This is a genomic window from Streptomyces sp. NPDC001157, assembly GCF_053598255.1.
The window spans coordinates 204,622-230,577 of sequence record NZ_JBSFJW010000010.1 but is presented as its reverse complement, the minus strand read 5'-3'; the positions used below and the strand labels follow the sequence as shown (position 1 = coordinate 230,577).

Annotated in this window: 26 protein-coding genes; 15 read left to right on the top strand and 11 right to left on the bottom strand. The window is 68.0% G+C overall.

The annotated features are described in order from the left end of the window. The first annotated feature begins 115 nt into the window (after nucleotides 1-115). The 3 genes from ACWDAG_RS20665 (at nucleotide 116) to ACWDAG_RS20655 (ending at nucleotide 4,204) form a co-directional block, all read left to right on the top strand. Nucleotides 116-1,525, top strand: coding sequence for a transcriptional regulator (locus ACWDAG_RS20665; protein WP_450697038.1), 1,410 nt, complete (start codon nucleotides 116-118; stop codon nucleotides 1,523-1,525). Further along, a complete protein-coding gene (locus tag ACWDAG_RS20660; RefSeq protein ID WP_450697037.1) occupies nucleotides 1,525-3,369 on the top strand; it encodes a DEAD/DEAH box helicase in 1,845 nt (614 codons plus the stop codon). Before ACWDAG_RS20665 ends, ACWDAG_RS20660 begins: the two co-directional genes overlap by 1 nt. A gap of 208 nt (nucleotides 3,370-3,577) precedes the next feature. After that, on the top strand, nucleotides 3,578-4,204 hold the full coding sequence (locus ACWDAG_RS20655) for a protein NO VEIN domain-containing protein (protein ID WP_450697065.1): 627 nt from the start codon (nucleotides 3,578-3,580) through the stop codon (nucleotides 4,202-4,204). On the opposite strand, the gene ACWDAG_RS20650 is transcribed toward ACWDAG_RS20655, so the two are convergent. From ACWDAG_RS20650 to ACWDAG_RS20640, 3 genes are all read right to left on the bottom strand, one after another. Then, entirely contained in the window at nucleotides 4,201-6,291 is a 2,091-nt protein-coding gene (locus ACWDAG_RS20650) for a GmrSD restriction endonuclease domain-containing protein (RefSeq protein WP_450697036.1), read from the bottom strand. The two genes, ACWDAG_RS20655 and ACWDAG_RS20650, sit on opposite strands and share 4 nt — an antisense overlap. A 122-nt stretch (nucleotides 6,292-6,413) precedes the next feature. Then, nucleotides 6,414-6,881: a very short patch repair endonuclease gene (locus tag ACWDAG_RS20645; RefSeq protein WP_450697035.1), complete on the bottom strand. Its 468-nt coding sequence runs from the start codon at nucleotides 6,879-6,881 to the stop codon at nucleotides 6,414-6,416. Between the two features lie 360 nt (nucleotides 6,882-7,241). Further along, the gene (locus ACWDAG_RS20640; RefSeq protein ID WP_450697034.1) at nucleotides 7,242-7,649 is read right to left on the bottom strand and encodes a RidA family protein; all 408 of its coding nucleotides are present in this window, start codon (nucleotides 7,647-7,649) and stop codon (nucleotides 7,242-7,244) included. Between the two features lie 104 nt (nucleotides 7,650-7,753). Between ACWDAG_RS20640 and ACWDAG_RS20635 the strand changes: the two genes are divergently transcribed. Next, a complete protein-coding gene (locus ACWDAG_RS20635; protein ID WP_450697033.1) occupies nucleotides 7,754-8,158 on the top strand; it encodes a winged helix-turn-helix transcriptional regulator in 405 nt (134 codons plus the stop codon). Nucleotides 8,159-8,182: 24 nt separating this feature from the next. Here ACWDAG_RS20635 and ACWDAG_RS20630 read toward each other — a convergent pair whose 3' ends face one another. The 3 genes from ACWDAG_RS20630 to ACWDAG_RS20620 all read right to left on the bottom strand — a co-directional run bounded on the left by ACWDAG_RS20630 (nucleotide 8,183) and on the right by ACWDAG_RS20620 (nucleotide 11,915). Continuing rightward, nucleotides 8,183-9,193, bottom strand: coding sequence for a hypothetical protein (locus tag ACWDAG_RS20630; protein ID WP_450697032.1), 1,011 nt, complete (start codon nucleotides 9,191-9,193; stop codon nucleotides 8,183-8,185). A gap of 62 nt (nucleotides 9,194-9,255) precedes the next feature. After that, entirely contained in the window at nucleotides 9,256-10,413 is a 1,158-nt protein-coding gene (locus ACWDAG_RS20625; protein WP_450697031.1) for an MFS transporter, read from the bottom strand. A 29-nt stretch (nucleotides 10,414-10,442) separates the two neighbouring features. Continuing rightward, a complete protein-coding gene (locus tag ACWDAG_RS20620) occupies nucleotides 10,443-11,915 on the bottom strand; it encodes a beta-1,6-galactanase (protein ID WP_450697030.1) in 1,473 nt (490 codons plus the stop codon). A gap of 225 nt (nucleotides 11,916-12,140) precedes the next feature. Here ACWDAG_RS20620 and ACWDAG_RS20615 point away from each other — a divergent pair, with 225 nt between their 5' ends. After that, a complete protein-coding gene (locus ACWDAG_RS20615; protein ID WP_450697029.1) occupies nucleotides 12,141-12,932 on the top strand; it encodes a class E sortase in 792 nt (263 codons plus the stop codon). Between the two features lie 71 nt (nucleotides 12,933-13,003). Here the strand turns inward: ACWDAG_RS20615 and ACWDAG_RS20610 are convergent, their stop codons facing one another. The 3 genes from ACWDAG_RS20610 to ACWDAG_RS20600 form a co-directional block, all read right to left on the bottom strand. After that, nucleotides 13,004-13,396 carry a hypothetical protein gene (locus ACWDAG_RS20610; RefSeq protein ID WP_450697028.1) on the bottom strand — a complete coding sequence of 131 codons (393 nt, stop codon included), beginning with the start codon at nucleotides 13,394-13,396 and terminating at the stop codon, nucleotides 13,004-13,006. A 56-nt stretch (nucleotides 13,397-13,452) separates the two neighbouring features. After that, nucleotides 13,453-13,875, bottom strand: a complete 423-nt coding sequence (locus ACWDAG_RS20605) for a hypothetical protein (RefSeq protein ID WP_450697027.1) — start codon at nucleotides 13,873-13,875, stop codon at nucleotides 13,453-13,455. Nucleotides 13,876-14,082: 207 nt separating this feature from the next. Continuing rightward, complete coding sequence (locus ACWDAG_RS20600; RefSeq protein WP_450697026.1) at nucleotides 14,083-15,504, bottom strand: MFS transporter; 1,422 nt, start codon at nucleotides 15,502-15,504, stop codon at nucleotides 14,083-14,085. A 69-nt stretch (nucleotides 15,505-15,573) separates the two neighbouring features. On the opposite strand from ACWDAG_RS20600, the gene ACWDAG_RS20595 reads away from it, so the two are divergent. The 4 genes from ACWDAG_RS20595 (at nucleotide 15,574) to ACWDAG_RS20580 (ending at nucleotide 18,288) form a co-directional block, all read left to right on the top strand. Continuing rightward, nucleotides 15,574-16,113 (top strand): winged helix-turn-helix transcriptional regulator, encoded by a 540-nt coding sequence (locus ACWDAG_RS20595; RefSeq protein ID WP_450697025.1) that lies wholly within the window; start codon nucleotides 15,574-15,576, stop codon nucleotides 16,111-16,113. 59 nt (nucleotides 16,114-16,172) lie between these two features. Continuing rightward, nucleotides 16,173-16,514, top strand: a complete 342-nt coding sequence (locus tag ACWDAG_RS20590; protein WP_450697024.1) for a DUF6412 domain-containing protein — start codon at nucleotides 16,173-16,175, stop codon at nucleotides 16,512-16,514. 67 nt (nucleotides 16,515-16,581) lie between these two features. Further along, nucleotides 16,582-17,304: a YidC/Oxa1 family membrane protein insertase gene (locus tag ACWDAG_RS20585; RefSeq protein ID WP_450697023.1), complete on the top strand. Its 723-nt coding sequence runs from the start codon at nucleotides 16,582-16,584 to the stop codon at nucleotides 17,302-17,304. Between the two features lie 126 nt (nucleotides 17,305-17,430). Next, on the top strand, nucleotides 17,431-18,288 hold the full coding sequence (locus ACWDAG_RS20580) for a fumarylacetoacetate hydrolase family protein (protein ID WP_450697022.1): 858 nt from the start codon (nucleotides 17,431-17,433) through the stop codon (nucleotides 18,286-18,288). A gap of 104 nt (nucleotides 18,289-18,392) precedes the next feature. Here the strand turns inward: ACWDAG_RS20580 and ACWDAG_RS20575 are convergent, their stop codons facing one another. Then, the gene (locus ACWDAG_RS20575) at nucleotides 18,393-18,899 is read right to left on the bottom strand and encodes a heme-degrading domain-containing protein (protein ID WP_450697021.1); all 507 of its coding nucleotides are present in this window, start codon (nucleotides 18,897-18,899) and stop codon (nucleotides 18,393-18,395) included. Then, the gene (locus ACWDAG_RS20570; RefSeq protein ID WP_450697020.1) at nucleotides 18,896-19,981 is read right to left on the bottom strand and encodes a Gfo/Idh/MocA family oxidoreductase; all 1,086 of its coding nucleotides are present in this window, start codon (nucleotides 19,979-19,981) and stop codon (nucleotides 18,896-18,898) included. Before ACWDAG_RS20570 ends, ACWDAG_RS20575 begins: the two co-directional genes overlap by 4 nt. Before the next feature lie 65 nt (nucleotides 19,982-20,046). On the opposite strand from ACWDAG_RS20570, the gene ACWDAG_RS20565 reads away from it, so the two are divergent. The 6 genes from ACWDAG_RS20565 (at nucleotide 20,047) to ACWDAG_RS20540 (ending at nucleotide 25,939) form a co-directional block, all read left to right on the top strand. Next, a complete protein-coding gene (locus ACWDAG_RS20565) occupies nucleotides 20,047-21,120 on the top strand; it encodes an ROK family transcriptional regulator (protein WP_450697019.1) in 1,074 nt (357 codons plus the stop codon). Nucleotides 21,121-21,380: 260 nt separating this feature from the next. Beyond that, nucleotides 21,381-22,121, top strand: coding sequence for a hypothetical protein (locus ACWDAG_RS20560; RefSeq protein WP_450697018.1), 741 nt, complete (start codon nucleotides 21,381-21,383; stop codon nucleotides 22,119-22,121). A gap of 88 nt (nucleotides 22,122-22,209) precedes the next feature. Continuing rightward, nucleotides 22,210-22,989, top strand: a complete 780-nt coding sequence (locus ACWDAG_RS20555; RefSeq protein ID WP_450697017.1) for an HAD-IIA family hydrolase — start codon at nucleotides 22,210-22,212, stop codon at nucleotides 22,987-22,989. A gap of 100 nt (nucleotides 22,990-23,089) precedes the next feature. After that, a complete protein-coding gene (locus tag ACWDAG_RS20550) occupies nucleotides 23,090-23,638 on the top strand; it encodes a hypothetical protein (protein ID WP_450697016.1) in 549 nt (182 codons plus the stop codon). A gap of 4 nt (nucleotides 23,639-23,642) precedes the next feature. Beyond that, nucleotides 23,643-24,308, top strand: coding sequence for a class F sortase (locus tag ACWDAG_RS20545; RefSeq protein WP_450697015.1), 666 nt, complete (start codon nucleotides 23,643-23,645; stop codon nucleotides 24,306-24,308). Nucleotides 24,309-24,925: 617 nt separating this feature from the next. Next, nucleotides 24,926-25,939: a glycoside hydrolase family 6 protein gene (locus ACWDAG_RS20540; protein ID WP_450697014.1), complete on the top strand. Its 1,014-nt coding sequence runs from the start codon at nucleotides 24,926-24,928 to the stop codon at nucleotides 25,937-25,939. The last annotated feature ends 17 nt before the right edge of the window (nucleotides 25,940-25,956 follow it).

Here is a 25,956-nt window from a genome sequence, read left to right as displayed (position 1 = left end):
GCTCCGTTCTCCAAGTGATCGAGACGTTGATTGTGGATTATCGGCACACGCGCTGTCAGTGGGTCCTGCAATGATGCTGGGGCACGCTGCGTCTGGTCGCTTGGAGGCTCTGGTTATGGCTGTGAAGTTCGGCGTCCCGCCCGAGGGTGAGAAGATTCGCTCGCTGGTGGACGAGCGGCTGAAGCAGGCCATGGCCGAGGACGGTGCGAAGATCACCGTGGAGTGGCGCGGTGAGCAGAAGCACCTGCATGTGATCTCCATGCCGGTCGACATGCTCTACTTCAACCCCGACACCCACCGCATTCGCGCGCAGCGCACGCTGGACCCGGAGCGCAACCTGGTTCTGGAGGAAGAGCCGTGGAGTGAACCCGCACAAACGTATCTGCATGACCTGTTGCGGTGCCGACCCTCGAACCCTAATCAGACTGACCCGGACTACGTGGCGTTGCAGGACGAGCTGGATGACGTCGGCCAGCGGGAGCCGGGGATCATCAGCCCTGACGGCATCCTCGTCGATGGAAACACCCGCTGTGCCGCGCTGAAGGACCTGGGCATCCGGGACATCCGCGTGGGTGTGCTACCCCCTGATACATCCCGCCGCGATATCAACAGCGTCGAGCTTGCGCTGCAGCTCCGCCGCGACAAGCGCCGCGAGTACTCGTACATCAACCGTCTCATCGCGATCGAAGACGAGCTTGCGGACGGCCGCCGTGAAGAGGACGTCGCTCGTGACTTCAACATCAAGAAGACCACGCTTCAGCAAGACCGCTGGGTCTACCAGTTGATCAACGATGCGATTGACCGTAGCCAGACCACGAACGGCGCTGTTCTGCGGCTAGTCGACTTCGAGGACCACCAGGAGAAGCTGCGCGAGCTTCACCGCGACTACACGAAGCTTGCCAAGACTGACCCGGACGCTGCCGAACAGCTCAAGGAGTCGCGTCTGGCCATGGTGGTGCTGAACTATGCGAAGACCACTGTCCGCCTCGCGGAGTCTGACTTCCACAGCCGTTACCTCGAAGAGCGCCTGCCGACTGAACTGCGGCCTGCGGCCCAGGAGTCCGCTGCTGTGTCGATTCCAGGCCTCGAAGGTGTAGCGATCCCCGATGCTACGGCGGCGGTGAAGACCACTCGAGCTCTGACGGATGCCTTGCTCCAGGCGAAGGCCACCGCACAGGCCGGCGACAAGCTGGACCCCGCAACTGTGACTCAAGCCGATGCACTCATCAAGACGGCCCGCAAGACCTTCGATGTTGCCGTGAAGATGGCAGGGGCGAATGCTGAGCTCCAGAAGCGCCAGGTGGCTGTCCCCGCGCGCCTGACCGACGCGGCTGATTACGTCAATCAATGCGCCGCGGAGTTTGCCGAAGCCAGGGCCAAGCGGGCGCTCGACGAGGATGCCTTCGACGATGCGCTGCTTACGCTGAAGTCCAGCCTTGCCCGCCTCGCCAAGCAGGCAGGTCGTACGTTCACCTCTCCTGGTGACGGGGTCGCCTGGCTGCTCGACGCGACCCGGGAGAACTGATGGGGGAGCTGTCTTCAGCGCCCAGCCTGGAGATCGGCTTCGGCGATGGCGTAACCCGCGCGCGTCTTCGAGCTGGAGCTGACTACGAAGGTGAGCTTCGGCGACTCGCTCTTCGTTTCCAGAGCAGTGTGCAGCGCTCGCCAGGAACCATGGAGGTTGAGATTGACGACCTCCTGACCAACTTGGTGGCGCTTGCCAGTTGGCCTGAGCCCAACAGCGTCGCTTGGGACCCTCAACTGGCGGCGCTGGCTAGAGACTCCGCCATCGATGCGCAGACCGTCGCGAAACGCCTTGATCCGGCGGCAGCTTCAGACGGAGAAGTCGATCCCGAGGAAGTCGGCACTCTGCTTGGCCAGGACTGGGTAGCGGATCTGACCATGTTCCAGCGCCGCGATATTGCCAAATTGCTGTCCCTGCGTCACGGTGCCAATTTCTCAGTTCCCGGCGCAGGCAAGACCCGGGTAGGCCTTGCTGTCTTCCACAGTTTGCGGCAAAACAAGGGAATTGAGCGACTTCTCATCGTTGGGCCCAAGTCCTGCTACGAATCTTGGAAGTACGAGAACCAGAAGTGTCTGAGTGACCCGCTGAGTATGGACGTATTCTCCAAGAACGCGGATCCAGGTGCTGACGCGCTCATCGTGAACTATGAGCGCTTGCGTCAGGACGGCGTCGTGAATGAACTTGGCCAGTGGCTGGCGGCGCGACCGTCCATGCTCCTGCTTGATGAAGCCCACCGAATGAAGCGCGGGGCCGACGGCACAGATGGTGCTGCCTGCCTAGCCCTCGGGCCCCGTAGCAGGCACCGGCTGATCCTCACTGGGACGCCAGCTCCGAACGGCGTGAAGGACCTGGAGAACCTCTTCGGCTTCGTATGGCCTGGCCACGGGCGCCAGAAGGTGATCCAGGCTGTGGCCGGGGGAGACCTCGCCGCGGCGAGCCAGGTTCTTCGCCCCCTCTTTACTCGCACCACCAAGGGCGAACTTGACCTGCCCCCCGTGTCAACGAACTTGACGACTGTGCCGATGCCGCCCCTGCATCAGGAGGTCTACGAGGCACTAGTCGGGCGGTTCTCCGCCCGCGCTGCTGGTTCCGAGGGAGACTTCCTCGCTCTCGGCAAGGTCATCGTCTACATGTTGATGGCGGCAACCAGCCCGGCGTTGCTCGCCGTTGGCACCACACGCCATGAACCGCTGTCATACCAAGTGCCTCCGCTCTCCGTACCTGAGGGCACGCCGCTCTTTGATTTGATGCGGGACCTTCCGAATTATGAGATGTCGCCGAAGTACCGCGAAGTTCTAGCCATCATCAGCCGCAACGCGTCCCAAGGACGGAAGACACTTGTCTGGTCCACTTTTGTGCGGAGCCTCAACACGCTGCAGCGCATGCTGAGCGAGTTCTCGCCTGCCTTGGTCTACGGCGCCATGGATGACGCGGACCGTGAGGCAGCGATCAAACGCTTCCGTCATGACCCGGACTGTATGGTTCTCCTGTCAAACCCGGGCACTCTGGGTGAGGGAATTAGCCTCCACCATCACTGCCATGACGCTGTTTACGTAGACCGAGACTTCGCGGCCGGCCGCTTCCTCCAGAGCCTCGACCGGATTCACCGTCTCGGTCTTGCTCCGGAGACGGAGACACGGATTACCGTGCTTGCTTCTGAGGGAACAATCGACGAAATCGTCGATCAACGGCTAAGCGACAAGCTGAAGTTCATGGGAGGAATCCTCGACGATCCCGCTGTCCAGCAACTGGCCGACCTTGAGGAAGTACCGGCCGTTGGCGGCGGCTTGGACCACCGAGATCTTCAGGCGTTGATGGGTCACCTCCGTGCCCGTGCCGCCTGAGCCGGTCCTGCGTGCGGCTGTCCGCTGGCTGGAGCGACTGCCAGCCAGCGGAGTCGCGCGGGTCCGTGCTCTGTTCACTACGCACAGGGACTTCAGCGATCTCACTCCAACCCAGTACGACGCGGCGTACACCTGGATCCGGGAAACAGGGCTCCTTGACGAGGTGCACAGTGGTGTGCCCTTGAACTGCAGAGTCTTTGACGCTGCGATGGCTCGTAGCGGAGTGCCATGGTTCCAAGACGCTGACTTGCTCGTACGAAGGCCAGACGAGCTCCCCGAAGACGCGCTGCGCACGGCCGAGACCCTTGGTCTCACACCAGAAGAGGCGTATGCGCAGGTGAATACTGTCTGGGGAAAGGTAGACACAGAACAACGATCACGGATTGGTTCAGCGGGTGAACTAGCGCTCCTTGAGTTGTTGTCCGAGTCGGCGGAAGGACGGGTTGAGCATGTAGCGGCGTGGTCCGATGGTTACGGCTACGACATCTTTGTGGATGCCTACCAGCACTCCGCCCATCTGGAAGTGAAGACCACAGTGCGCGTGGGACGCCTCACCGTGTATATCTCGCGCAACGAGTACGAGACCATGTTGCGTGACCCGGCTTGGGAACTCGTAACTGTCCGGCTCACTCCGGAACTGAAGTTGACGGCAGTTGCCGCGGTGCCGAAAGACTGGATTGCGGACCATGTTCCCTCAGACCGCACGCCACGGGGGCGCTGGGAATCATGTCGGCTCGATATACCCCCCGAGGTACCTGTGCCGGGCATTCCGAGCATCGCTCCGGTACTCGCGGAAACAGCGCCTGAAGTGCTCAGAGGGCAACCTGTCCCTTAGGCATGCACTCCAGCGTCCGAGAGCAGGAACTCCGAGGGTTCCGCGGGCCATTGTTCGTCGTTGGGCTCTGGGCACTCTGACAAAGCCTGCGCTACCACGAATGCGTCCTTGACCGCTGTCCGCCATTGATCGAGTGAACCTCGGATGGTGAACGGACCGAGGACGAAGGTCACACTGCCTTCGTCGTCGACGCGCAGCGGCGCCGTCTCGTCGCCGACGGGCACGTCGCTGGCGAGACCAGTGGCGGCGGCGTCGAGTGCTGCTTCGAAGTCCCCGGGGTCGATCCAGCTGACCCAACTCCGCCCATCTACTTCTGCTTCCGCCACCAGCACGCTCCGGCCGGCTCCGGCATATCCGGCCAGTACGAGCGACTGTGGCGTCCGGGTGGTCGCTGCCCTGATGTCCTTGGCTAGGAAATCAGGCCGATACTGGTCTAGGAGTGCTGTGATCCGTTCCGCCAGCAGAGTTCTGCGGGCGGCAAGGAACTGCCGGTAGCCCTCGGGTTCGAGTGCGGCCGGATCGTTGGGGATCGAGTGCGCAGCGCGGTCGCTGGCACCGACGCTCGGCATGTAGGCATCCGGGGAACGACTACCGATGATGTTCTTGGCCGTCTGCTCGGAGACGAACACGATGTTCGCGAGTTCGTTGATCTCCGCGGACGAGTACTTGCTGCCATGGGTACGCAGTTTCGTGGCGGGATGCACAAGGCTGTACTGAGGTTTGCCAGACCTGTCGACTCCCCCCGAGATCGGCCCACCGTCCCACCAGTCTGTGGCGCCAGCATGGGCAGCGGTGAGATAACAGAACATCAGGTAAGGGCTCTGGTGGTTTCGTCCTGCCAAGTCGCTGGCGGTTACGGAGATGCCGTCTTCACGGATACCAAGATTGGAGAGCAACGCCGCCACAGGGCTATCAGCATCAAGCATCCTGATGTCCTGTGTCAGCGCCGTATCCGAAGCGCCGCCGTACCGGTTGCGGGCAGTAGCCGCCAGGAACCAATACAGCAGGCCGTTCTCCACCTCGTCGGGGATCTCTGTGCCTTCTGGGGTCCGTCCGTAGTAGAGGATCAGCGCATGCATTGCGGCGAGTGACGGAACCAGGGCCGTAGTTGGGATAAGGAGCCTCTCCTGAAGTAGAGGAACGACCCGGGCAAGTCCTCGTTGCACCTGCTCCCATCCGGCTTCGACTGTCTCCGTGCTGGCAGCGGTCAACTTGGCCACGGACGCCAGTCGCTTGCCTGTGGTCGACAAGCTCAAGGTCAGAGCCTTGATAAGGAAGTTGACGTCGAGGGCCCCGTACCCGCGCTCGGCCCAGCGGGCTGATTCTGCTTCCAACTGCCCCAGGAAACCGGGGGCCCGCGCGGAGAGTGTTGCAAGCGCAAGATCGGTGGTCTTCAAGGCCCGGCCACCGCTGTTCACGCGGACGAAGATGTCAGCGACTTCCTCGTATTCGAAGTCGTGCAGCACTTCCATGTGGAAGTCGCGCTGCGTGATCTTCTGCAGTGAGTTCAGACGACGCCCGATCTCAGAGTCGGGGATCGCCAGGCCGACCCCCTTCAGTTCGCCATGGATTGCGAACATGTCGGAGTCAGGGCCAACAACGTCGTAGACCTTGATCCACTTCTTATTACGGCGAGTGGCGGCACTCTGGTTCTGGAAGGCCTCTGTCTCGATGTTGAAGACAACCTGGGCGTCTGGATGATCGGTGAGGACGCGGAAGAGGGAAGTGAGTCGTTGCTGGCCGTCGAGCAGGTACAGAGGCATGACGCTTGGTAGAGCTTGGGGCATGCCGATCGCGGCCCCTCGGGTTTCGGCAAGCTGGCCGGTCTTCCAGAAGAGGAGCGAGCCGGCCGGGTATCCGCGATACAGCGACTCGATGAGCCTGGCGACCTGCGATGCTTTCCACACGTATCCACGCTGGATCTCAGGGAGCATGATCTCTCCGGCTGCGACCTGCGTGATGAGTGTCCGGACGTCGCGGTTTGTGCGCTCGACCGCCACCTTGCCCCCAGTATTCCGCGCGGTCGCGGCTACATCGCCAGCACCCGCTGTGTCTTGAAACGAGCCCAGCCAGACGACATCCCCCACAGATGCCGCTCATGCCGCTGTGCTCGCTAGAGACAGCGTAGGGGAGGGGGAGAGAGCCGGTGGCCTGGACTCTTACATCGCCGTGGGGAGCATTCCGGTCGGGTGCTGACGGGTCGCCCGCTTCAAGGCGAGCTCTTACCCTGTTGCGCCCTTCTCTTGGAGACGGCCTCGCAGACGGTGAGGGAGCACTCTTCCGCTGTTTCGTGTTCCCAGAAGCGAAGGACCAGCCATCCCGCCTCCTGAAGGCGCTGATCCGTGTCGCGATCACGCTTCATGTTGCGGAGGACTTTCTCCGACCAGTAGCCAGGATTCGTCTTCGGTGGGACGTAGTGCTCAGGGCATCCGTGCCAATAGCAACCGTCAATGAAGACCGCCACCTTTGCCGGGCGAAAGACCATGTCTGCTGTCCGGCGAAGATCTGGCAGGGGGCGTGCCGCGACGCGGTACCTCAGTCCCTGAGCATGGACCAGCCGTCGAATCAGCTTCTCGGGCTTTGTGTCACGGCTGCGGATCGCCTGCATGTTGCGACGGCGAGCTGCGGAGGAAGCCCAGGAGCCCTCTGGTCGTTGCCACTCGGGATCTTCGGACACACAGCAGAGCCTAGTAGGCTCAGGTTGCCGCGGTCATGTGAGTCACGTCTTCCGAAGAGGACGTTGCCAACATCGTCTCCCTGCACAGCCCCCGTAGGGCCACCCGCTTCTTTGCAGGGTCGTGCCTCCACGGCCTGCGTCAATGGCGCTCCCTTCGGTCGCGTCGCCTGCGGCGATCGGCTTGCGGCCGCCCCTTGACACAGGCCGCTCCAGCGCGGGTTGGAAGCGCGAGGGCGGCCCGGGGAAGCGGGTTTCAAGGAGGGCAGGAGTGCCGTGGGCTGGGCTGTTGACCGGGGGCGTGGGCGCGTCAGCAGTTCGAGGGGCGCCTAGTTGGTTTAGCGGCTGGCGCTGGGTCGGGGTTCAGTCGAGAACCGCCGTCGCCTCAATTTCCACCAGATGCTCCGGGACATCCAGCGCCGCAACCCCCAGCAGAGTGGTTGGCGGAGTCGGAGTGGCCCCCAACTTTGCGGACGCCCGGGACGCCCCCTCCAGCAGCGCGGGCATCTTGTCCGGGGTCCAGTCGACGACGTAGAAGGTCAGCTTTGCTACGTCGGTGAAGGAGGCGCCGGCCTCGGATAGGGCCGTGGCGATGTTGAGGTAGCACTGTTCTACCTGGGCGGCGAGGTCGGCTTTGCAGATGGTGGTGCCCTCTGCGTTCCAGGCGACCTGGCCGGCTATGTGGATGAGTTTCGAGCCGGTCGCGATCGACATCTGGCTGTAGACGTCGATCTTGGGCAGTCCGGCCGGGTTCACCAGGGTGATGGGCATGCTGTTCTTCTCCTGTGCGCCGCGCTCGCTTGTGGTTACTTGGGAACCGTAGGAGAGTGAGCGCTGACGTGGAAGAACGCACTTTTCAGTGACTGGGGAACCTTATGGTGACCAAGCAGGTCAGGGGTTTGGGCGAGGAAGCGGATGCCGATGCGGATCTGCGGCGCGCCGACTCACTCGGTCGGGAGATCTTTTCCGACGTCGCCAACAAGTGGGCGTTGCTGATCATCGAGGCTCTTGGTGAACGCACCTTGCGATTCAGCGAGTTGCGGAACGAAGTCGAGGGCGTCAGTCACAAGATGCTCACCCAGAATCTGCGCATGATGGAGCGCAATGGGCTCGTCGAGCGGCGGGTGTATCCGACCGTTCCGCCGCGGGTGGAGTACACCCTCACCGAGGCGGGGCAGGGGCTGCTGGCGACTGTTGATGGGATGTGTGTGTGGACGTATCAGTACTTCCAGCGCATCGAGGCCGCCCGGCGCCGCTTCGACGAGCGTGAAGGCGGCTGACGGGCGGCCCGGTGGCCGATACGGCTACGCGCCGTGGCACCCCTCGTAGACCCGTCCCGAACCGCACCAGCAGACCGCCCCCCGCTGCGGCGGCCACTCCACAGCCTTCCCCCGTGCCGCCAACGTCGTCGCATACTGCGGCAGCAACTCCGCCTCGCCCGGTGAAGCCATCTCGGAAGCCGCGAAGGCTTCATAAGAAGGCACCGTCCCGGTGACGATCCCCAGGTTCGGAGTCCCGCTCGCCGCCAGTTCCCTCAGTGACCCCTCTATCGTCGCCAGGTGCTCCTCATGGGAGGGGTACTCCGTCGCCAGCGTCGGGTACGCCTCCACCAGTTCCGACAGCTCCCCAGCCGGCCAGTGCAGCACCGCCACGGGGAACGGACGGGACAAAGCCTCCCGATACGTCCCCAACTCCGCCCGCAGTCGGGAGATCTCCGCCGCCAGTTCCGCCGGGTTGTCCGAGCCCAGGGACCACACCCGCTTCGGGTCGTGCAGCTCGTCCAACGAGACCGGGGACGAGTGGAGCAGGTCCGCAATGGTGTCCCACTCGTCGTGGGCGACGCCCAGCATCCGGCGCACCCTGTGGCGGCCGAACAGCAGCGGATGCGTCGAGTACGGGGGCTCTTCCACGTCCGTCAGGAGCAGACGCGCGCCCTCCGTGAACGTCTCCTGGGCCGCCTCCAGCTCGTCGTGGGCCTCCAGGGACTCCGCCACGATCACCCAGGGGGCCGGGTCGCGCGGGGCCCCGGCGCGGACGCCGTCGATGATCGCTCGGGCCTCGGCCTCGTGGCCGTACTCCCAGAGGTTCGAGGCCTTGAGGGCTCGTACCAGGTAGGGGTTCTCCAGGCCCGCCTGGGACGACAGCAGGCGGTCGTAGAGCGTGGTCGCGGCGGGGCGGTCGCCGGACAGTTCCAGATGGGCCGCGGCCTGGAGGAGCAGGGCCTCGGCGTCCTCGGGGTACAGGCCGGCGGTTCGCTCCAGGCGGGCCGCTTCGGCGGTGTGGTCGACGTTCTCGGCAGGCGTGTCGGGGCGCATGAGGGAAACCGTACTGCCCATCCGTGGCGAAGAAGAGGTATGTGCTGGTCAAAGGGTGGGGATCACGTGACGTGCTCGGTACGCCCGCTCGACGCCCACACCATCGTCCCCAGCCCCGCCGCCACTGTCCCCGCCCCTACGTACAGCGGAGCCGTATAGCCAAGTCCCGCACTGATCGCGACCCCTCCCAGCCACGCCCCCACCGCATTGCCCACATTGGACGCCGATACGTTCGCGCTCGCCGCCAGAGGGACCCCGTGAGCGTGGTCCGTGACGCGGGTGATCATGCCGGGGACCTGGGCGAAGCCGAACACCCCCATGAGGAAGACCAGGACCACGGAGGCGGCCGGGCTGCCTGCCAGCAGGCCGAACAGGGCGAGAGTGGCCCCCAGTGCGGCCAGGGAGATGATCAGTGTCAGGTCGCGATCGTGGTCCGCCGCGCGGCCGCCCGCCAGGTTGCCGACGACCAGCCCGCTGCCGTAGACGACCAGCAGCCAGGCCACGTCCGTGTCCGAGAAGCCGGTGACCTCGGTGAAGGTGTAGGCGAGGTAGGTGAAGGCGCCGAACATGCCGCCGTAGCCGAGGGCGGTCGCGGTGAGGGTCAGCCAGACCTGGCGGGAGCGCATTGCCCGTAGCTGCCCTCTCAGGGAGCCCCCCGGCCCGGCTGCCTTTCCCGCCCAGCCCGGCACCAGCGCCGCTGTCGCCACCGCCGCCGCGACCCCGATCCCCGTGATCGCCCAGAACGTCGCCCGCCAGCCCCAGCGTTCGCCGACCAACGCGCCGAAGGGGACTCCGAGCACGTTCGCCACCGTCAGGCCCGCGAACATCACCGCCACCGCCCGCGAGGCCCGTTCCGGTGGGACCAGGCGGCGGGCGACGAGGGAGCCGATGCCGAAGAACGAGCCGTGGCACAGGGCGGCGATCACCCGTCCCAGCATCATCACGGGGTAGTCCGGCGCGAGGGCCGAGATGAGGTTGCCGAGGACGAACAGCACCACCAGGCCGATGAGGACCGGCTTGCGGGGCAGTCCCGCCGTCGCGGCCGTCAGCGCTATCGCGCCCACCGCGACGGTCAGGGCGTAACAGGATATCAGCCGGCCCGCCGCGGCCTCCGACACGGCGAGGCTCCGGGCCACCTGTGGCAGCAGCCCCGCGATCACGAACTCCGTCAGGCCGATACCGAAACCGCCGAGCGCGAGCGCGACCAGCCCGGCCGGCATCCCCCCAGAGGGAGCGGACGGCGAGGGCGTCAGATCGTCACCCCGTCTATCTGCAAGGTCTGCACCGCCTTCCCCGCCAGCGACACCGAGACCGACTTCCCGCTCAGGAACGTGTCCGAGTACGACTTGTACCGGTCCCCGCCCGTCGTCACCGTGTTCCAGCGCGGCACCAGGCCGCCCGAACCGCCGTTCACCGTAGTGAAGTCGGAGAGGTTGAAGGTGAAGGTCTGGGACGAAGTCGAGGTGTTCAGCACCACGATCACCAGGCGCTTCGCACTCGCGTCGTAGGCCGCGACCGCGTTGCTCACACCCGTGTCGAGGATCTTCATGCCCGGGCGGATGTGCCGGCTGAACTGCGCCATCGTGTAGTACTTCGTCTGCACCGCACCCGCCTGCAGCGTGTTCGCGTCGTACGCGATCATCGCCCAGTTCGAGGACGGGTCCATGACCTGCCAGTAGACCCAGGCGGTCGGGTGCAGCCAGCGGAAGTCGTAGAGGAGGTTGAAGGCGAGGGTGTAGCCCGTGCCGTCGTTGTCGCCGGTCTCCGAGTTCCACAGGGCCTTGCCGGCCGTCGTCACGACATCGGTGTAGAGCAGGTCCCTACGGCCGTCCGAACCCTGGTAGCCGTGGACGTTGACCCGGTTCACATAGCCCTTCGTCGTCGACGAGAAGGAGTTCCACGTCGTGCGGGCCAGGTCGTAGCTCGTCTCGTCCGAGGCCGAGATCTTCGTCGACGTCAGACCTCGCTTGTCCAACTCGCTGCGGACGTACGGCAGTACGGCGGACTGGACCGTCGAGTCGATGTGGCAGCCCTCCTGGGTGCCGGTCGCCGTCCACCAGTTGGAGCTGGGCTCGTTGAAGGCCTCGACGGTCGCGAAGTTCACGCCCCAGTTGTTCTTCGCGTAGAGGGCCACCGCCGCCAGGTGGGAGGCGTGCTGGCGGTAGTTCCAGGACTGGAGGTTGTTGCCGCCGTCGGAGGCGCCGGACGGGTTGTGGTTCAGACACATCCACCACATGGGGGAGTTGGCGAACAACTCGGTGGTCGCCCCGCGGGCCACGGCCTTCGTCAGCATGGCGCGCTGGGTGGCGTCCGCCGTCCACTTCCACGCCGAGGACGTCGGGTCCTCGTTGTTCCAGTCCTGCCAGTAGCCCTCGATCTGCTTGAACGCCGGGATGTTCGGCGAGGCCACCATGCTCTCGCCGCTCACGGTGTTCGAGCTGCACGCGCCCAGGTTGTAACGGGCGATGTTCAGGCCCAGGCCGGGGAGTGAGGTGCCGTTGTAGGTCGTCGACTTGGTGGTGAAGAAGATGTCGGCGAAGTCGTCCCGCGCGCCGAACACATTGGCCCACCAGGCCAGGGAGGTGCCCCAGCCCTCCCAGGTGCCGTACGAGGTCCCGGGGTTGACGGCGATCGTGGCGTCCGCGCGTGCGGTGCCGGTCGCGAGAGCGCTGCCGAGGAGGGTGCCGCCGGCTGCGGTCAGCAGGGTTCTGCGTCGGATCATGGCTTCTCCGCCTTCGCTGGGACCTGGCCCGTGAGGTCACTGGAGGGAAGCATCGGGTGTGACGGGTGAGGTTGTCGAGGGTTGCGCCAGCCCTTTCTAAAACCTCTGTACGAAGTCACGAACAGTCCCTGTCGCACGGCTGTCCCACGGCCGGCGCCGTGCGGGTCTGGTGACTTCGACGTTCGGCCCTTATCGTGCGGGCGGCCCGGTGAAGGAGGCGTACGGATGCGCGTTCCGGTCGTGCAGCACACCACCCGGCGGCAGCGCGCGCGCCGCCGGCGTGCGCTGTGGACCGGCGGCGAACTCCTCGTCACCGCGGGCCTCGTGCTCCTGCTGCTCGTCGTCCACCAGCTGTGGTGGACCAACCGGGAGGCCAGGCGCGGCGCCGAGCGCAAGGTGGAGGCGCTGGAGCGGGAGTGGGGCGGCGGGGCCTCCGACAAGGGCGGGGCCACCGACAAGGGCGACGACTCCGGTACGTCCGTCCCGGCCGCTACGCCCCAGCCGCGCACCGGCACCCGTAACCGCGGACAGGAGGTCACCGCCACGCAGCCCCGCCCCTCCTGGTCCCAGGCCTACGCCATCCTCGTCATCCCCCGCCTGGGCCTGCGCGTCCCGGTCGCCGAGGGCGTCAGCAAGCGGGACGTCCTCAACAAGGGGTACGTCGGCCACTACCCCGGCACCGGGCAGCCGGGCCAGGCGGGCAACTTCGCGCTCGCGGGGCATCGGAACACGCACGGCGAGCCGTTCCGGTACATCAACCGGCTGCGGGCGAAGGACGTCATGGAGGTCGAGACGAAGACCGCGATCTACACCTACGCCGTCGACAAGACCCTCCCGCAGACCTCGGCCCGCGACTCGGGTGTCGTACGCCCCGTTCCACGCTCGACCGTCGAGCCCCGCCACGGGTACTCCGAGCCCGGGTACTACATCACTCTGACGACCTGCACCCCGGAGTACACGTCGAGGTACCGGCTGGTGGTGTGGGGGCGGCTGGTGTCGATGCGGCCTCGGTCCTAGAGAGCAGGGGTCCGCCGGACAGCGGAAAGGGTCCGCCGGTGTTCCGGCAGACCCTTCTGCAGGAGTGGAGATCAGGCGTACACCCTGACGGAGTTCGTCGGTGTGAGGTCCGTCCAGAGGCCGCCCGCACAGTTGTTGGTGGGGAGATCCCACGCCACGCTTCCCGTGCCGTTGTATCCCGTGAATCCCTTGACGCCCGCGCCGCCTGTCTGGCAGTTCAGCACGGTGTACTCGCCGATGAGATTGTGCACGTTGTAGGTGCCGTAGTAGTAGAAGTCGTACACCTTCGCGTGGTTGGAGCCGCCGTCCCAGATGTCGCCCTTGTAGATGCAGACGTGACCCGAGTTGCAGGAAGAGGTCTGCACTGACAGGGCCGGTGAGGCGGATGCGGCCGTGGCTGCGGCGACCGTCACGGGCACGGTCAGCCCCAGACAGGCCAGCAGCACGATGAAGACGCGACGCATGGTGATCTCCTGAACGAGATTACGGGGGCGGGATGCGGATGCTTGCTGCGCTGTTCTCAGAGGCAGCGCGGTACGTGTGGCTGCCATTGCGACGGTGAACCGGTCGTCACGTACCAGTCGTTGATGAATCCGCCGTCGCTGTCGAAGTCCAGCGCGAACCAGTAGCGGTCGCCGTGGCCGTCCGCGTCGCCGTCACCCGTGGTCCAGCAGGCCAGCATCATGGTCTGGCCGTTGTAATAGCGGTGCCCGGTGGTGCCCGAGCCGTAGCTCGGCCCGTTGTGGGAGGCGAGGTAGGACCCGGCCGATATGCCGGTCACCGACGCGCACCACACGGTGTGCCCGTCGTGGTCGCAGGCCCAGCCCGCGGCCGAGGCCGGCGAGGCGGCCGTGCCCATCGCGACTGCGGTCAGTGCCAGCGTGCCGGCCAGCGCGGCGGCGCGACGGTGCATCGGTCCCGCCTGGCGGACGTGACTCTTCATGGTGGTCCCCCGGTTGTCGATTCCGCGGCGCCTCAACGTAGGGGCGGCCCGAAGGCAGCCGCAAACACTTCGAAGGCCGTCGAAAGGCGCCGGACCGTCCGGCTCCGCCACATCGTGGAGCGCAGGCCGTTGAACGGGAACCTGAGAGTTCTCAGGGTGACTTGGGGGGCGGGTGTGGACTTCGCGCTCAGCTCCCCTCAGCTCCCCTCAGCTCAGCTCAGCTCCGTTCCGCTCGCGCAGCACCAGCACCGCCACCGCCGCCAGCAGCGCCAGCCCCGCCGACACCAGCAGGGCGATGTTCGCTCCGTGCCCCAGGCCGCCGCTCGACGACGTCACGATCGCGATCGTCAGGGCGACGCCGGCGCAGGAGCCGATGTAGCGGAAGGTCTGCTGGGCGCCCGAGCCCATGGCCGCGCGGGCCGCCGGTACCGACTCCACCGACAGCAGTGGCAGGGCGGCGTTCAGCAGGCCGCTGCCGATGCCGCCCAGGATCAGGCCGGGGAGGAGACGCTGCCAGGAACCCGAGTCGACCGCGCCGAGCATCGCCAGGACGCCCGCCGCGTGCAGGGCGAAGCCGACGGCCAGCTGGTGGCGGGGCGGGACGCGGCCCGCGAGGCGCTTCGCCTGGAGGGCCACCGTGAAGGACAGGCCCGACCAGAGCAGGAACAGCCAGGCGGTGTCCATGGGGGACAGACCGAGCATCTGCTGGAACAGGACCGGCAGGAAGCTGAAGAGGCCGATCACCGCGAGGCCGGTGAACAGGCCGCCCGCGGACGAGGCCAGGAAGCCGGGGCGGCGCAGCAGGCTCAGGTCGATCATCGGGGTGGCGGTGCGGTGCTCCACCAGCGCGAACACGGCCACCAACACGACGGCCGCCAGGAACAGCAGGCCCACCTCGGCGCGCAGCCAGCCGTCCCGGCCCAGGGTGAGGGCGGCGACCAGGGACACCAGCGCCAGGCCGAAGGTCAGTGCGCCCAGGATGTCCGGGCGGCCGCCCCTCGGTGAGCGGGATTCGGTCAACATACGCATGCCCAGGACCGCAACGATCACCGCCGCGGCACCCAGCACGCCGTACGCCACCCGCCAGTCGGGCATCGCGCCCGCGAGGAGTGGACCCGCCGCGATGCCGCCGCTCACGAAGGCCCCCCACACGCCGGTCGCGTGCAGTCGGCCCCGTGGGGTCGGGAAGGCGTGCACCAGCAGGCCCAGGCTGCTCGCCAGGATCGCCGCACTGGCGGCGCCCTGCGCTATGCGCGCCAGCGTGAACTGCAGCGTGGAGGAGGCCAGGGCGCCGAGGGCCGTGGTGATGCCGAGGGCGAGGGTGCCGGCGAGGAAGATCCGGCGGCGGCCGTAGTCGTCGGCCAGGCTGCCGGCGGCCAGGAGGAGCGCGGCGAGGCCCAGCGGCGTGCCGTTGATGAGCCATGCCTGCGCGGAGAGCGGGGTGTGCAGGGCGATCGCCGTGTCCCGGAGCGTGACCACGGGGGCGGTGTAGGTCATCAGGGTCACGGCCGTCGCCGCGCTGGTCAGGGCGAGGGTGGCGCGGGGGTGAGGGGGCGCCTCCGCAAGGGGCGGTGTCCTTGTACTCGGCGTATCGACCTTGGTGAGAGTTCGTTCATTGAACCTAGTCATGTCCTGAACCGTAGCACCGTAGGTTCGGTCACTGAACCAAGCTTGCGAAAAATGGTTACAGTGGACGTCATGGCACTCGGCAAGGACTACGCGACACAGGAGTGCTCCATCGCCCGCGCGCTGGAGATCGTCGGCGAGCGGTGGACGCTGCTCGTCATCCGCGACGCGCTCTACGGCGTACGCCGCTACAACGACTTCCTCGTCCACCTCGGCATCCCGCGCGCGGTCCTCGCCGCCCGCCTCCAGTCGCTGACGGCGGAGGGGATCCTGGAGAAGCGGCGCTACCAGGAGTCGCCGCCGCGGGACGAGTACGTCATCACGGAGCGCGGTATCGCCCTGTGGCCGGCCCTCCGCTCCCTCGGCCTCTGGGGCCGCCAGTACTACGCCGAGACCCAACTGCGCTACTTCCGGCACGTCGACTGCGGCACCGAACTCGGGCCGTACGGCGAATGCCCGGCCTGTGCAACCGTCGTACCCGTCGAGGACGTCCTCATGGAGCCGGGACCCGAACTCGACCCGGACCCGGCGGACCCGGTCAGCCGGGCGCTGCTCAGGCCGCGGAGGCTGTTGCAGCCCCTGGAACTGCCCGTCGAGAGCGATCAGGTATAACCGAGGCATACGAACCGAACAGACGAGTGGCAGTACATACGCACAGGAGGGGGGCAGTCATGATCCGCAGCCGGATGGCGCTGCGTCCCGTCGCCGTACTGCTGCTCCCGCTGCTCGTCCTCCAGGTCGCGCTGCTCGACACCGGCAGCCTCACCGCCACCGTCGCGCTCGCCGCGACCGCGGCGGCCGGCTCCGCGCTCGCCGCCTGCGCCCTGCTCACCGCGCGCTGCGCGCCCGCGGTGCCGCCCACCCGGGTGCGTACGGCCATCCGCGACCGTGCCCGCCGTACGGCGTTCCTGCCGCAACGCGACCCCGACGCCAAGGGGCGCACCCGGCCCCGAGCCCCCGGATCCGCCCTTCCGGCGACCGCCGCGCAGGGCTCACTCCTCACGTGTAGCTGACCCCGCGCGGGTCGTCATGCCGCCCTGTCCCAGTACCGGCACGACGAGACCCCCGGAGGGCTCACCCATGTCCGTTTTCACTGTCTTCGCCGACCTGGTCGGACACTTCGCCGACCTGCTCCAGCCGCTGTTCGGCGCCTCGGCGGCGGCCGCCGCCATCGTCCTGTTCACCGCTCTCGTACGACTGCTCGTCCATCCCCTGTCCCGGGCCGCGGCCCGCGGTCAGAAGGCCCGGACCGCACTGCAACCGAAGATCGCCGAGCTGCGGAAGCGGCACAAGAAGGAACCCGAGAAACTCCAGAAGGCGGTGCTGGAGCTGCATGCCGAGGAGAAGGTCTCGCCGGTCTCCGGGTGCCTGCCGTCCCTGTTGCAGCTGCCGGCGTTCTTTCTGCTCTACCACCTGTTCTCCAGCACGAGCATCGGCGGACGGGCGAACGAACTGCTCACGCACCAGCTGCTTGCCGCTCCGCTGGGTGGGCGGTGGGCGGATGCCCTCGGGGGCGGTGGGGTGTTCGGGGGCGCGGGGCTGGTCTATCTCGGGCTGTTCGCCGTGGTCACTCTCGTCGCTGTCTTCAACTACCGGCGTACGAAGCGGATGATGGCCGCCAACAGTCCCTTGCCGGTGCAGGGCGGTGAGTCGGTGCCGGGGCTCGGAGCCGTCAGCAAGGTGATGCCGTTCATGTCCTTCTTCACCTTGTTCACGGTGGCGGTGGTGCCGCTGGCCGCCGCGCTGTACGTGGTCACCAGTACGGCGTGGAGCGCTGTGGAGCGGGCGGCCCTGTACTCCTGAGCCGGTGGTTACGGTCCAGTCCGTGAACCGGGTATTGCGGACTGGACCATGACCTTGGAGGATCGACCAGTCCTCCGATGGCTGCACCCATCGGTCGGCGCCGCGCGATCGAGGGAGATAGTGATCATGAAGCTGCTGCGAGTCGGTACGGCGGGATCGGAGACGCCCGCGCTGCTCGACGCCGAGGGGGTTCTGCGGGACCTGTCCGGTGTCGTGACCGACATCGACGGGACGTTGCTCGCCGACGACGCGGCGCTCGGCCGGATCCGTGCCGCCGCCGACGCCGGCGAGCTGCCCGCGCTGGACGCCACCGGGCTGCGGGTCGGACCGCCGGTGGGGCGGATCGGCAAGATCGTGTGCATCGGGCTGAACTACCACGACCACGCCCGCGAGACCGGGGCCGAGCCGCCCGCCGAGCCGGTGGTCTTCTTCAAGGCCGCGGACACGGTGGTCGGGCCCTACGACACGGTGCTGGTCCCTCGCCGTTCGGTGAAGACGGACTGGGAGGTCGAGCTCGCCGTCGTCATCGGGCGCACAGCCCGGTATGTGTCGGACGACGAGGATCCGCTGGCGTATGTCGCCGGGTACGCGGTCGCGCACGACGTGTCCGAGCGGGAGTTCCAGATCGAGCGGGGCGGGACCTGGGACAAGGGGAAGAACTGCGAGACGTTCAATCCGCTGGGGCCGTGGCTGGTGACGGCGGACGAGGTTGTCGATCCGCAGGATCTGTCGCTGAAGCTCTGGGTGAACGGGGAGTTGAAGCAGGACGGGACGACGGCTGAGCAGATCTTTTCCGTGAAGGAGGTTGTGCGGTACGTCAGCCAGTTCATGACCTTGTACCCGGGGGACGTCATCAATACCGGGACGCCGGCGGGGGTTGCCATGGGTGAGCCTGAGCCGAAGCCGTATCTGCGGGGCGGGGATGTTGTGGAGCTGGAGATTTCGGGGCTTGGCCGCCAGCGGCAGGAGTTGAAAGACGCCTAAAGGGTGGGGGACTGCGCTTGTTCTGCGACCGCGTGTGCGTCGTGGTTGCTCGCGCAGTTCCCCGCGCCCCTGAAAACGTGCAGTTACCCGGGACCCTGAAAGCGTCAGCTCTTGTGCAGGAACTCCTCCAACGCCTCCACCACGAAGCGGTGGTCCGCCAGTTGTGGGAGGCCCGATACCGTCACCGCGCCGATGACGCCCACGCCCAGGACGTTGATCGGGAAGGAGCCGCCGTGGGCCGCGTACTCGTCGGGGTCCAGGCGGGAGGAGTCCTCGAAGGTGCTGCCCTTGGCACGGAAGCGGGCGCCCACCAGGTAGGAGGCGGAGCCGAAGCGTTCGACCACGCGGCGCTTGCGGGCGATCCAGGCGTCGTTGTCCGGGGTCGAGCCGGGCAGGGCCGCGTGGAAGAGCTGCTGGCCCGCGCGGTGGATGTCGATCGCGACCGGCGCCTGGCGTTCGCGGGCCATCTCCACGAGCAGGGAACCCAGCGCCCAGGCGTCGTCGTGGGTGAACTGGCTGAAGACCAGGTGCCGTTCCTGCGCCTCCAGTTCCTCCAGAGGCGGGGTGAGTTCCGGGTGGAACTTCGGGGTGATCTCCTGGTTGTGCGTCACAGCGCCACCGCCACTCCGTCGCGGGCCGAACGGCGGGCCGCCTCGAGTACGTCGAGGGCGGCGGCCGCCTCCAGAGCGGTCACCGGGTTGGGACCGTCGTCGTTGAGGGCCCTGGTCACGGCCGCATAGTAGGCCGGATAGTCGCCGGGGAGGGTGGGTTCGACGCGGCCTCCTCCGGTCAGCGGGGAGTCGCCGGATCCCACGCGGCCCCAGAGGGATTCGGGTTCCGTGCCCCAGTCGGCGGTCGTGTGCGGGCGCCTGCCTTCCCGCAGGGCCGCCTCCTGCGGATCGAGGCCGTACTTCACGTAACCCGCCCGCGAGCCCAGCACCCGGAAACGCGGGCCGAGTTGGGCGGCCGTCGCGGAGACATACAGATGGGAGCGGACGCCGCTCGTGTGTGTGACGGCGATGAACGTGTCGTCGTCCGTCTCGGCGCCGGGGCGGCGGATGTCCGACTCGGCGTAGACCTGGGCCGCGGGGCCGAAGAGGACGAGGGCCTGGTCGACGACATGGCTGCCGAGATCGTAGAGCAGACCTCCGATCTCTGTGGGGTCGCCGGACTCGCGCCAGCCCCCCTTCGGCTGCGGACGCCAGCGCTCGAAGCGGGACTCGAACCGCCATACGTCGCCCAACTCGCCCTCGGCGAGCAGCTTGCGGAGGGTCAGGAAGTCGTTGTCCCAGCGGCGGTTCTGGTAGACGGAGAGCAGGAGGCCGCGGTCCTCGGCGAGGGCTGCCAGCTCGCGCGCCTCGGCCGCCGTGCCCGCGACGGGCTTGTCCACCACCACCGGGAGGCCGGCCTTCAGGGCGGCGGTCGCCAGCGGGACATGCGTCTTGTTCGGGGACGCGACCACGATCAGGTCCAGCTCGGCGGCGCGGTCGAGCAGTTCGTCGGGGGTGGTCGCGATCCGTACGTCCGGGAACTCGGCGCGGGCCTGCTGCCGCCGCTCCGGGTTCGAGGTGACCACCGTGTCGAGGACGAGGCCCTCGGTGGCGGTGATCAGCGGGGCGTGGAAGACGGAGCCCGCGAGGCCGTAGCCGACGAGGCCGACGCGGAGGGGTGTGCGAGTTGTGCGTCCAGTCATGCCGTCCACTTTCACAACGCTGTTGCCAAAGTGCAAGGGGGAGGGAGAATGGTGGGGTGAAGAGGATGACGGTCAGCGGTGCGAACCTGCCGGCGCTGCGCAGCCACAACATGGCGCTGGTACTCGATCTGCTGCGCACGGCCGGCGCGGACGGCATCAGCCGGCTCGAACTCGCCGAGCGGACCGGGCTGACCCCGCAGGCCGTCAGCAAGATCACCGCCCGGCTGCGGGACGAGGGGCTCGCCACGGAGGCGGGTCGCCGCACCTCGACGGGAGGCAAGCCCCGTACGGTGCTGCGGCTGGTGCCCGAGGCGGGCCACGCGGTCGGACTGCACCTGGACCGGGACGAACTGCGGGCGGTACTGGTCGATCTCACGGGAACCGTGGTGGAGGAGCGGCGCACCTCGCTGGACCTCGGGACGGGCGCTGAGGCCGTGCTGTCCGCGGTGGCGGAGGAGACGGGATCGCTGGCGGGGGCCCTCCTCACGGCACCCCTCCTCGGCGTCGGTGTCGCTCTTCCCGGCCCCCTCGATCACAACCGGGGGGTCCTGCACCGCGTGACGGGGTTCCCCGAGTGGGACGGTTTTCCCCTGCGGGACGCGCTCGCACGGCGGCTCGGCGGGCCGGTCGTCGTCGACAAGGACACCAACGCGGCCGCGCTGGGACTCGCCGTCGGGGGCGAGGGCGGGTCCTTCGCCTATCTGCATCTCGGTACGGGACTCGGCGCCGGGCTGGTCATCGGCGGCGCCGTGCACCGGGGCGCCCGTACCGGCGCCGGGGAGTTCGGTCACCAGGTCGTCCAGCTGGACGGGCCGCCGTGCGGCTGCGGCAACCGCGGCTGCGTCGAGGCGCTGTGTCTGGCCGCGGTGGCGCGCGGCGAGGTGGACGAGGCGGCGCATGTGCTCGGTATCGGCGCCGGCAACCTGGTCGCGCTGCTCGACATCGACCTCGTGCTCCTCGGCGGCCGTACCGTCGAAGCCGCCCCGGACGCCTTCCTACGAGGGGTGCGTGCCGTCCTCGACGAGTGCGCCCGGCGCCTCGGTGAGGCCACGGTCCCGGTCCGGGTCGTCTCCGGCGGGGTCGCCGAGGGGGCGGCACAACTGGTGTTGGCACCGCTGTTCGGCCGGGCCGACGGTTGAGGGGGCTTGGGTCTTCAACCCGTCCGGGGCTTGGTCTTTCAGCCCGTCCGGCGTTTGAGGACGAGGCCGTTCAGGCCGAAAGCGGGAGGTCTGGGGGCGGCAGCCCCCAGGGTCGGGACGGGAAGGGGCGGCGGGGTGAAACACGCGCGGGCACGGCGGCAGCAGCCCCCGCACACGCCTGCGCTGAACGAGCGGACCTGCCACCCCGCACGGAGCGCCGCCACTCCCCACCCCCCGCCCCCCGGCAGACTCACGTGTCCATGCGACCCTGCACGCCCGTCTCCCTCTGCCTGGCGGCAGCCGCCCTGCTCGCCCCGGCGCCCCCGGCGCACGCGGCCCCCGCCCCCACCTGCGCCGCCCCCGACGCCCACCGCTTCCCCCTCACCACCCGCATCCACGGCGGCCCCGACACCTATGAAGCCGGCGGCGGATACGGCATCTGGTACCTGGACCTCACCAACACCACCACCCGGACCTGCCGAAACATCCACCCGGTGGTCGTGCTCGTCGACGACAGGCACGAGCTCACGCCCTCGCAGCCCCACCTGGAGTTCTACGACGGCACCCAGCCGCACCCCGTCCACTTCGAGACCACCGACGAGGACGAACTGGTCGGCGCCTTCGACGACGGCTTCCCCGGGTTCACCGTCGGCCCCGGGCGGACCGTCACCGTGAAGATCCGCCTCGCGCTCACCTCGGACGCAGCCCCCAACAAGGTCACCGCCGACGCCGCCGTGGTCCAGCGCCACAACGACGACGGCGACTGGGTCGGACAGTCCAACGACTACGCCTTCCGCATCCACAACGACGCGAGCCCCACGCCCAACCCCAGCACCACGGGAACCGGCACGACAACGCCCAGCCGCGCCCCCCGCCTCCCCTTCGCCGACGAACTCGCCCGCACCGGCCTGGGCACCCCCGGCGTCGCCCTCGCCACCGCCGCGGTCCTCGTCACCGGCGGCGCGCTCCTGCTGGCCCGCAGACAGCGCAGGCGCCGCTGAGACGCCCATTCCCCAAGATCCGGCCAGTGTCTACGCTGGGGGCGCACAGGCAGCACCGCGTACATGCGTACGGCAGGAGATCCCGCACATGGCAGAACGCAGGCCCATCGAGTCGTGGCTCACCGACATGGACGGTGTGCTCATCCACGAGGGCGTACCGATCCCCGGCGCCGACGCCTTCCTCAAGAAGCTCCGCGAGTCCGGCAAGCCCTTCCTGGTCCTCACCAACAACTCGATCTACACCCCGCGCGACCTGCACGCCCGGCTGCGCCGCATGGGACTGGACGTGCCGGTCGAGTCCATCTGGACCTCGGCCCTGGCCACCGCACAGTTCCTGGACGACCAGCGGCCGGGCGGCTCGGCCTACGTCATCGGCGAGGCGGGGCTCACCACCGCGCTGCACGACATCGGGTACATCCTCACCGACCACGAGCCGGACTACGTCGTCCTCGGCGAGACCCGGACGTACTCCTTCGAGGCCATGACCAAGGCCGTACGGCTGATCAACGACGGTGCCCGCTTCATCTGCACCAACCCGGACGAGACCGGCCCCTCCACCGAGGGTCCGCTGCCCGCCACCGGCGCGGTCGCCGCGCTGATCACCAAGGCGAGCGGCAAGAAGCCGTACTTCGCGGGCAAGCCCAACCCGCTGATGATGCGGACCGGCCTGAACGCCATCGGGGCGCATTCCGAGACCAGCGCGATGATCGGCGACCGCATGGACACCGACGTACTGGCCGGCATGGAGGCCGGAATGCAGACGTTCCTGGTGCTCACCGGGCTGACCCGGCCCGAGCAGGTCGAGGACTTCCCGTACCGGCCGTCCAAGGTCGTCGACTCGATCGCGGACCTCGTCGACCGGGTCTGAACCCCGAAACCCTGCTTGACCCATTTGGAGCAATGCGGCCCCGCTGAGGATGCGGGGCCCGGGCCCGCGGGGGAGTCTCCAGATATCTGGAGGTTTCACGATGGGTTCACTACGTCTCACTCTCTGTACCGGGGTTCTGGCCGCCTGCGCCTTCACCCCGCCGGTGTACGCGGTCGACGCGGGCGGAGCCGGCATCTCTGTGAGCCCCTCGTCCCCCGCACCCGGGGCGGACGTCGCGCTCCGGGTGACCGGCTGCTCCGGCAAGGCGGGGAGCGCCGCGTCCAGGGCGTTCGTCGCGGACGTGCGACTCGCGGGTGCCGACGGCACCCTCACCGGGGACACTCGCGTCCGCGCCTCGGCCGAGCCCGGCTCCTACGACGTGAAGGTCACCTGCGCGGGCTCTGTGACCACGGGCAAGGTCACCGTCGTGTCCCAGCCCCAGTCCCCCTCTCAGCTGGCCTCGCACCTCGCGGCGTCCCCCGTCGCCCCCGTCCACGCGGGCGGCGGTGGCACCACCCATTTCGCTACCGTGGATGTCCGTGATGCCGGACCCGGCACGGGGCAGGCGGTCACCGGGCTGGTGCTCGTGGGCGCGGCCGCGGGCGCCGTCGCGGTCCTGAGCGCGCGCCGGAGCCGCAGAACGGACTGAACCCATGTCCGACGACGAACACTCCTCCGGCTCCGGGCGTCTCCTGATGGGCCTGACCTGGGCGGCGCTGCTGCTCGCGCTGTGGAACTGGGGGGTGCAGGTCACCGACGTACGGCAGGGCACATCCGCACCCACCACCGGTGACATGGCCGCGATCGGACGGGCGCCGGATACGCAACTCCCGCCTGCCGCACGCCCCTTGGGTGACGCGCTGCCGCAGCGCATCGACATTCCCGCCCTGGGCGTCCAGGCGCCCGTGGTGCCCCGCGGCCTGGACCGGCAGGGAGCGATCGATCCGCCGCCCTTCGACCAGGCGGGCACCGTCGGGTGGTACGCGGGCGGAGCCAGGCCGGGTGCCGCCGGGGCCGCGCTGATGGTGGGTCACCTCGACACCGAGACCCGGCCCGCTGTCTTCTACAAGCTGAGCACCGTACGACCGGGCCAGACCGTCCGCGTCATCCGCGACGACGGCAAGGTCGCCGAGTTCACCGTCGACGGCATCCAGATCCAGGACCGCGACCACTTCGACGCCCGGCAGGCCTATGGCTCGCACCAGCAGGGGCGCGCCGAACTGCGGCTGATCACCTGCGGGGGCACCTTCGACCGGGACAGCGGCAACTACACGGCGAACGTGATCGTCTCGGCCTACCTCACGGGAACGGCTCTCTGACCCGCCCTCACCTGGCCCGGTCGGCGGCCCGTCCCCCCGGAAGCCGCCGACCGGGCTGGTCTTCAACCTCGGGCGCGCGGGCTGCGGGAGTGCTGCGCCGCTCCGAGGGCTGGCCCCCGGGCCCCTGGCAGGACGGCTGGTGGCTGTGGTGTCCGGTGGGGATATCGCGAGGCGGTCCTCAGTGCCGGCACCGGGGCTGTCCTCACCTGGCCCGGTCGGCGGCCCGCTCCCCCCGAAGCCGCCGACCGGGCTGGTCCTCAACCGCGGGCGCACGGGTTGCGGGAGTAACCCGGCGACCGGCGCGGGAGGTTCAGGGGCCACAGTGGCCAGGACTGGCCGGGGACTTGGGCCGTCTGAGACGACTCTAGAACGGATGAGCGCCCGAGCCTAGAGGCTGAATGACGCCAGGTTCCGTTACGGTGGCTCTCCGTCATACATGCTGGTGACCGGCACGTCATCGAGGCTTCTACGGCGACCCTCCGCACCGGCCGGGTGCTTCCGTGCCCACCCCGGCCATGGGCTGTAACAGCTCGCCGACAAGTTCGGGCGACCTCGTGGGCGAGGCGGGCCGTATGTCAGGATTGAGACTTGGACCAGTGCACCCAAGGGGGAGTTGGATGTACGGCATGAGGGGGGCCCGAATGAGGGCTTCCGTGGCGGTGCTGGGGGCGGCACTGCTGGTCGCGGGGTGTTCCTCCGGGGGCGGCGACGACAAGAACGCCGGCGCGAAGATCACCCAACAGCCCAAGGACAGCGACCCGTTCTGGGTCAACCCGGACGGCAACGCGGCACGTCAGGTCGCCGCCTACGCCAAGTCGGGCAACGACTCCGAAGCCGAGCAGATCCGCAAGATCGCCGAGCAGCCGACCGGCGAGTGGATCGGCCCGGAGAACCCCGAGCAGGAGGCTCAAGGCTTCACGGAGGCCGCCGACAAGGCCGGCCGCACGGCCCTCCTGGTCCTCTACAACATCCCGCACCGCGACTGCGGCCAGTACTCCCAGGGCGGCGCGGCCGACGGCAACGCCTACCGCGCCTGGATCGACGGGGTGGCCGCGGGCATCGGGGACCGCTCGGCCATGGTGATCCTCGAACCGGACGCGGTACTGCACCTGGTGGACGGCTGCACCCAGTCCCAGTTCCAGGAGGAGCGCTACAGCCTCCTCAACTACGCCATCACCAAGCTCAAGTCCCTGAAGAGCACCAAGGTCTACCTGGACGCGGGCAACGCCGGCTGGGGCCACCCCGACCAGATCTTCCAGCCCCTCCAGCGCGCGGGCGTGGCCCAGGCCGACGGCTTCTCGGTCAACGTCTCCAACTTCTACTCCACCGAGGACTCCATCGCCTACGGCAAGCAACTGTCGGCAAAGGTGGGCGACAAACACTTCGTCATCGACACCAGCCGCAACGGCAACGGCCCGTACACAGCAGGAAAGCCCGACGAGAACTGGTGCAACCCGCCGGGCCGCAAACTGGGCGAGGCGCCGACGACGAAGACGGCGGATCCCCTGGTGGACGCATACCTGTGGGTCAAGCGCCCCGGGGAATCCGACGGCACCTGCAAGGGCGGCCCCAAGGCAGGCGAATGGTGGCCGACCTACGCATTGAAGCTGGCGGAGGGGTCAGGCTCTTAGGGGGCGCGGGGCTGTGA

Excerpts from the sequence above, each read along its gene's own strand:
- ACWDAG_RS20585 (WP_450697023.1), top strand. The coding sequence starts at position 16,582 with ATGTCCGTTTTCACTGTCTTCGCCGACCTGGTCGGACACTTCGCCGAC.
- ACWDAG_RS20590 (WP_450697024.1), top strand. The coding sequence starts at position 16,173 with ATGATCCGCAGCCGGATGGCGCTGCGTCCCGTCGCCGTACTGCTGCTC.
- ACWDAG_RS20660 (WP_450697037.1), top strand. The coding sequence starts at position 1,525 with ATGGGGGAGCTGTCTTCAGCGCCCAGCCTGGAGATCGGCTTCGGCGAT.
- ACWDAG_RS20630 (WP_450697032.1), bottom strand. The coding sequence starts at position 9,193 with ATGCGCCCCGACACGCCTGCCGAGAACGTCGACCACACCGCCGAAGCG.
- ACWDAG_RS20620 (WP_450697030.1), bottom strand. The coding sequence starts at position 11,915 with ATGATCCGACGCAGAACCCTGCTGACCGCAGCCGGCGGCACCCTCCTC.
- ACWDAG_RS20605 (WP_450697027.1), bottom strand. The coding sequence starts at position 13,875 with ATGAAGAGTCACGTCCGCCAGGCGGGACCGATGCACCGTCGCGCCGCC.
- ACWDAG_RS20615 (WP_450697029.1), top strand. The coding sequence starts at position 12,141 with ATGCGCGTTCCGGTCGTGCAGCACACCACCCGGCGGCAGCGCGCGCGC.
- ACWDAG_RS20545 (WP_450697015.1), top strand. The coding sequence starts at position 23,643 with ATGTCCGACGACGAACACTCCTCCGGCTCCGGGCGTCTCCTGATGGGC.
- ACWDAG_RS20560 (WP_450697018.1), top strand. The coding sequence starts at position 21,381 with ATGCGACCCTGCACGCCCGTCTCCCTCTGCCTGGCGGCAGCCGCCCTG.
- ACWDAG_RS20610 (WP_450697028.1), bottom strand. The coding sequence starts at position 13,396 with ATGCGTCGCGTCTTCATCGTGCTGCTGGCCTGTCTGGGGCTGACCGTG.
- ACWDAG_RS20565 (WP_450697019.1), top strand. The coding sequence starts at position 20,047 with ATGACGGTCAGCGGTGCGAACCTGCCGGCGCTGCGCAGCCACAACATG.
- ACWDAG_RS20635 (WP_450697033.1), top strand. The coding sequence starts at position 7,754 with ATGGTGACCAAGCAGGTCAGGGGTTTGGGCGAGGAAGCGGATGCCGAT.
- ACWDAG_RS20580 (WP_450697022.1), top strand. The coding sequence starts at position 17,431 with ATGAAGCTGCTGCGAGTCGGTACGGCGGGATCGGAGACGCCCGCGCTG.
- ACWDAG_RS20540 (WP_450697014.1), top strand. The coding sequence starts at position 24,926 with ATGTACGGCATGAGGGGGGCCCGAATGAGGGCTTCCGTGGCGGTGCTG.
- ACWDAG_RS20625 (WP_450697031.1), bottom strand. The coding sequence starts at position 10,413 with ATGCCGGCCGGGCTGGTCGCGCTCGCGCTCGGCGGTTTCGGTATCGGC.
- ACWDAG_RS20665 (WP_450697038.1), top strand. The coding sequence starts at position 116 with ATGGCTGTGAAGTTCGGCGTCCCGCCCGAGGGTGAGAAGATTCGCTCG.
- ACWDAG_RS20600 (WP_450697026.1), bottom strand. The coding sequence starts at position 15,504 with ATGACTAGGTTCAATGAACGAACTCTCACCAAGGTCGATACGCCGAGT.
- ACWDAG_RS20550 (WP_450697016.1), top strand. The coding sequence starts at position 23,090 with ATGGGTTCACTACGTCTCACTCTCTGTACCGGGGTTCTGGCCGCCTGC.
- ACWDAG_RS20570 (WP_450697020.1), bottom strand. The coding sequence starts at position 19,981 with ATGACTGGACGCACAACTCGCACACCCCTCCGCGTCGGCCTCGTCGGC.
- ACWDAG_RS20640 (WP_450697034.1), bottom strand. The coding sequence starts at position 7,649 with ATGCCCATCACCCTGGTGAACCCGGCCGGACTGCCCAAGATCGACGTC.
- ACWDAG_RS20655 (WP_450697065.1), top strand. The coding sequence starts at position 3,578 with ATGGCTCGTAGCGGAGTGCCATGGTTCCAAGACGCTGACTTGCTCGTA.
- ACWDAG_RS20595 (WP_450697025.1), top strand. The coding sequence starts at position 15,574 with ATGGCACTCGGCAAGGACTACGCGACACAGGAGTGCTCCATCGCCCGC.
- ACWDAG_RS20555 (WP_450697017.1), top strand. The coding sequence starts at position 22,210 with ATGGCAGAACGCAGGCCCATCGAGTCGTGGCTCACCGACATGGACGGT.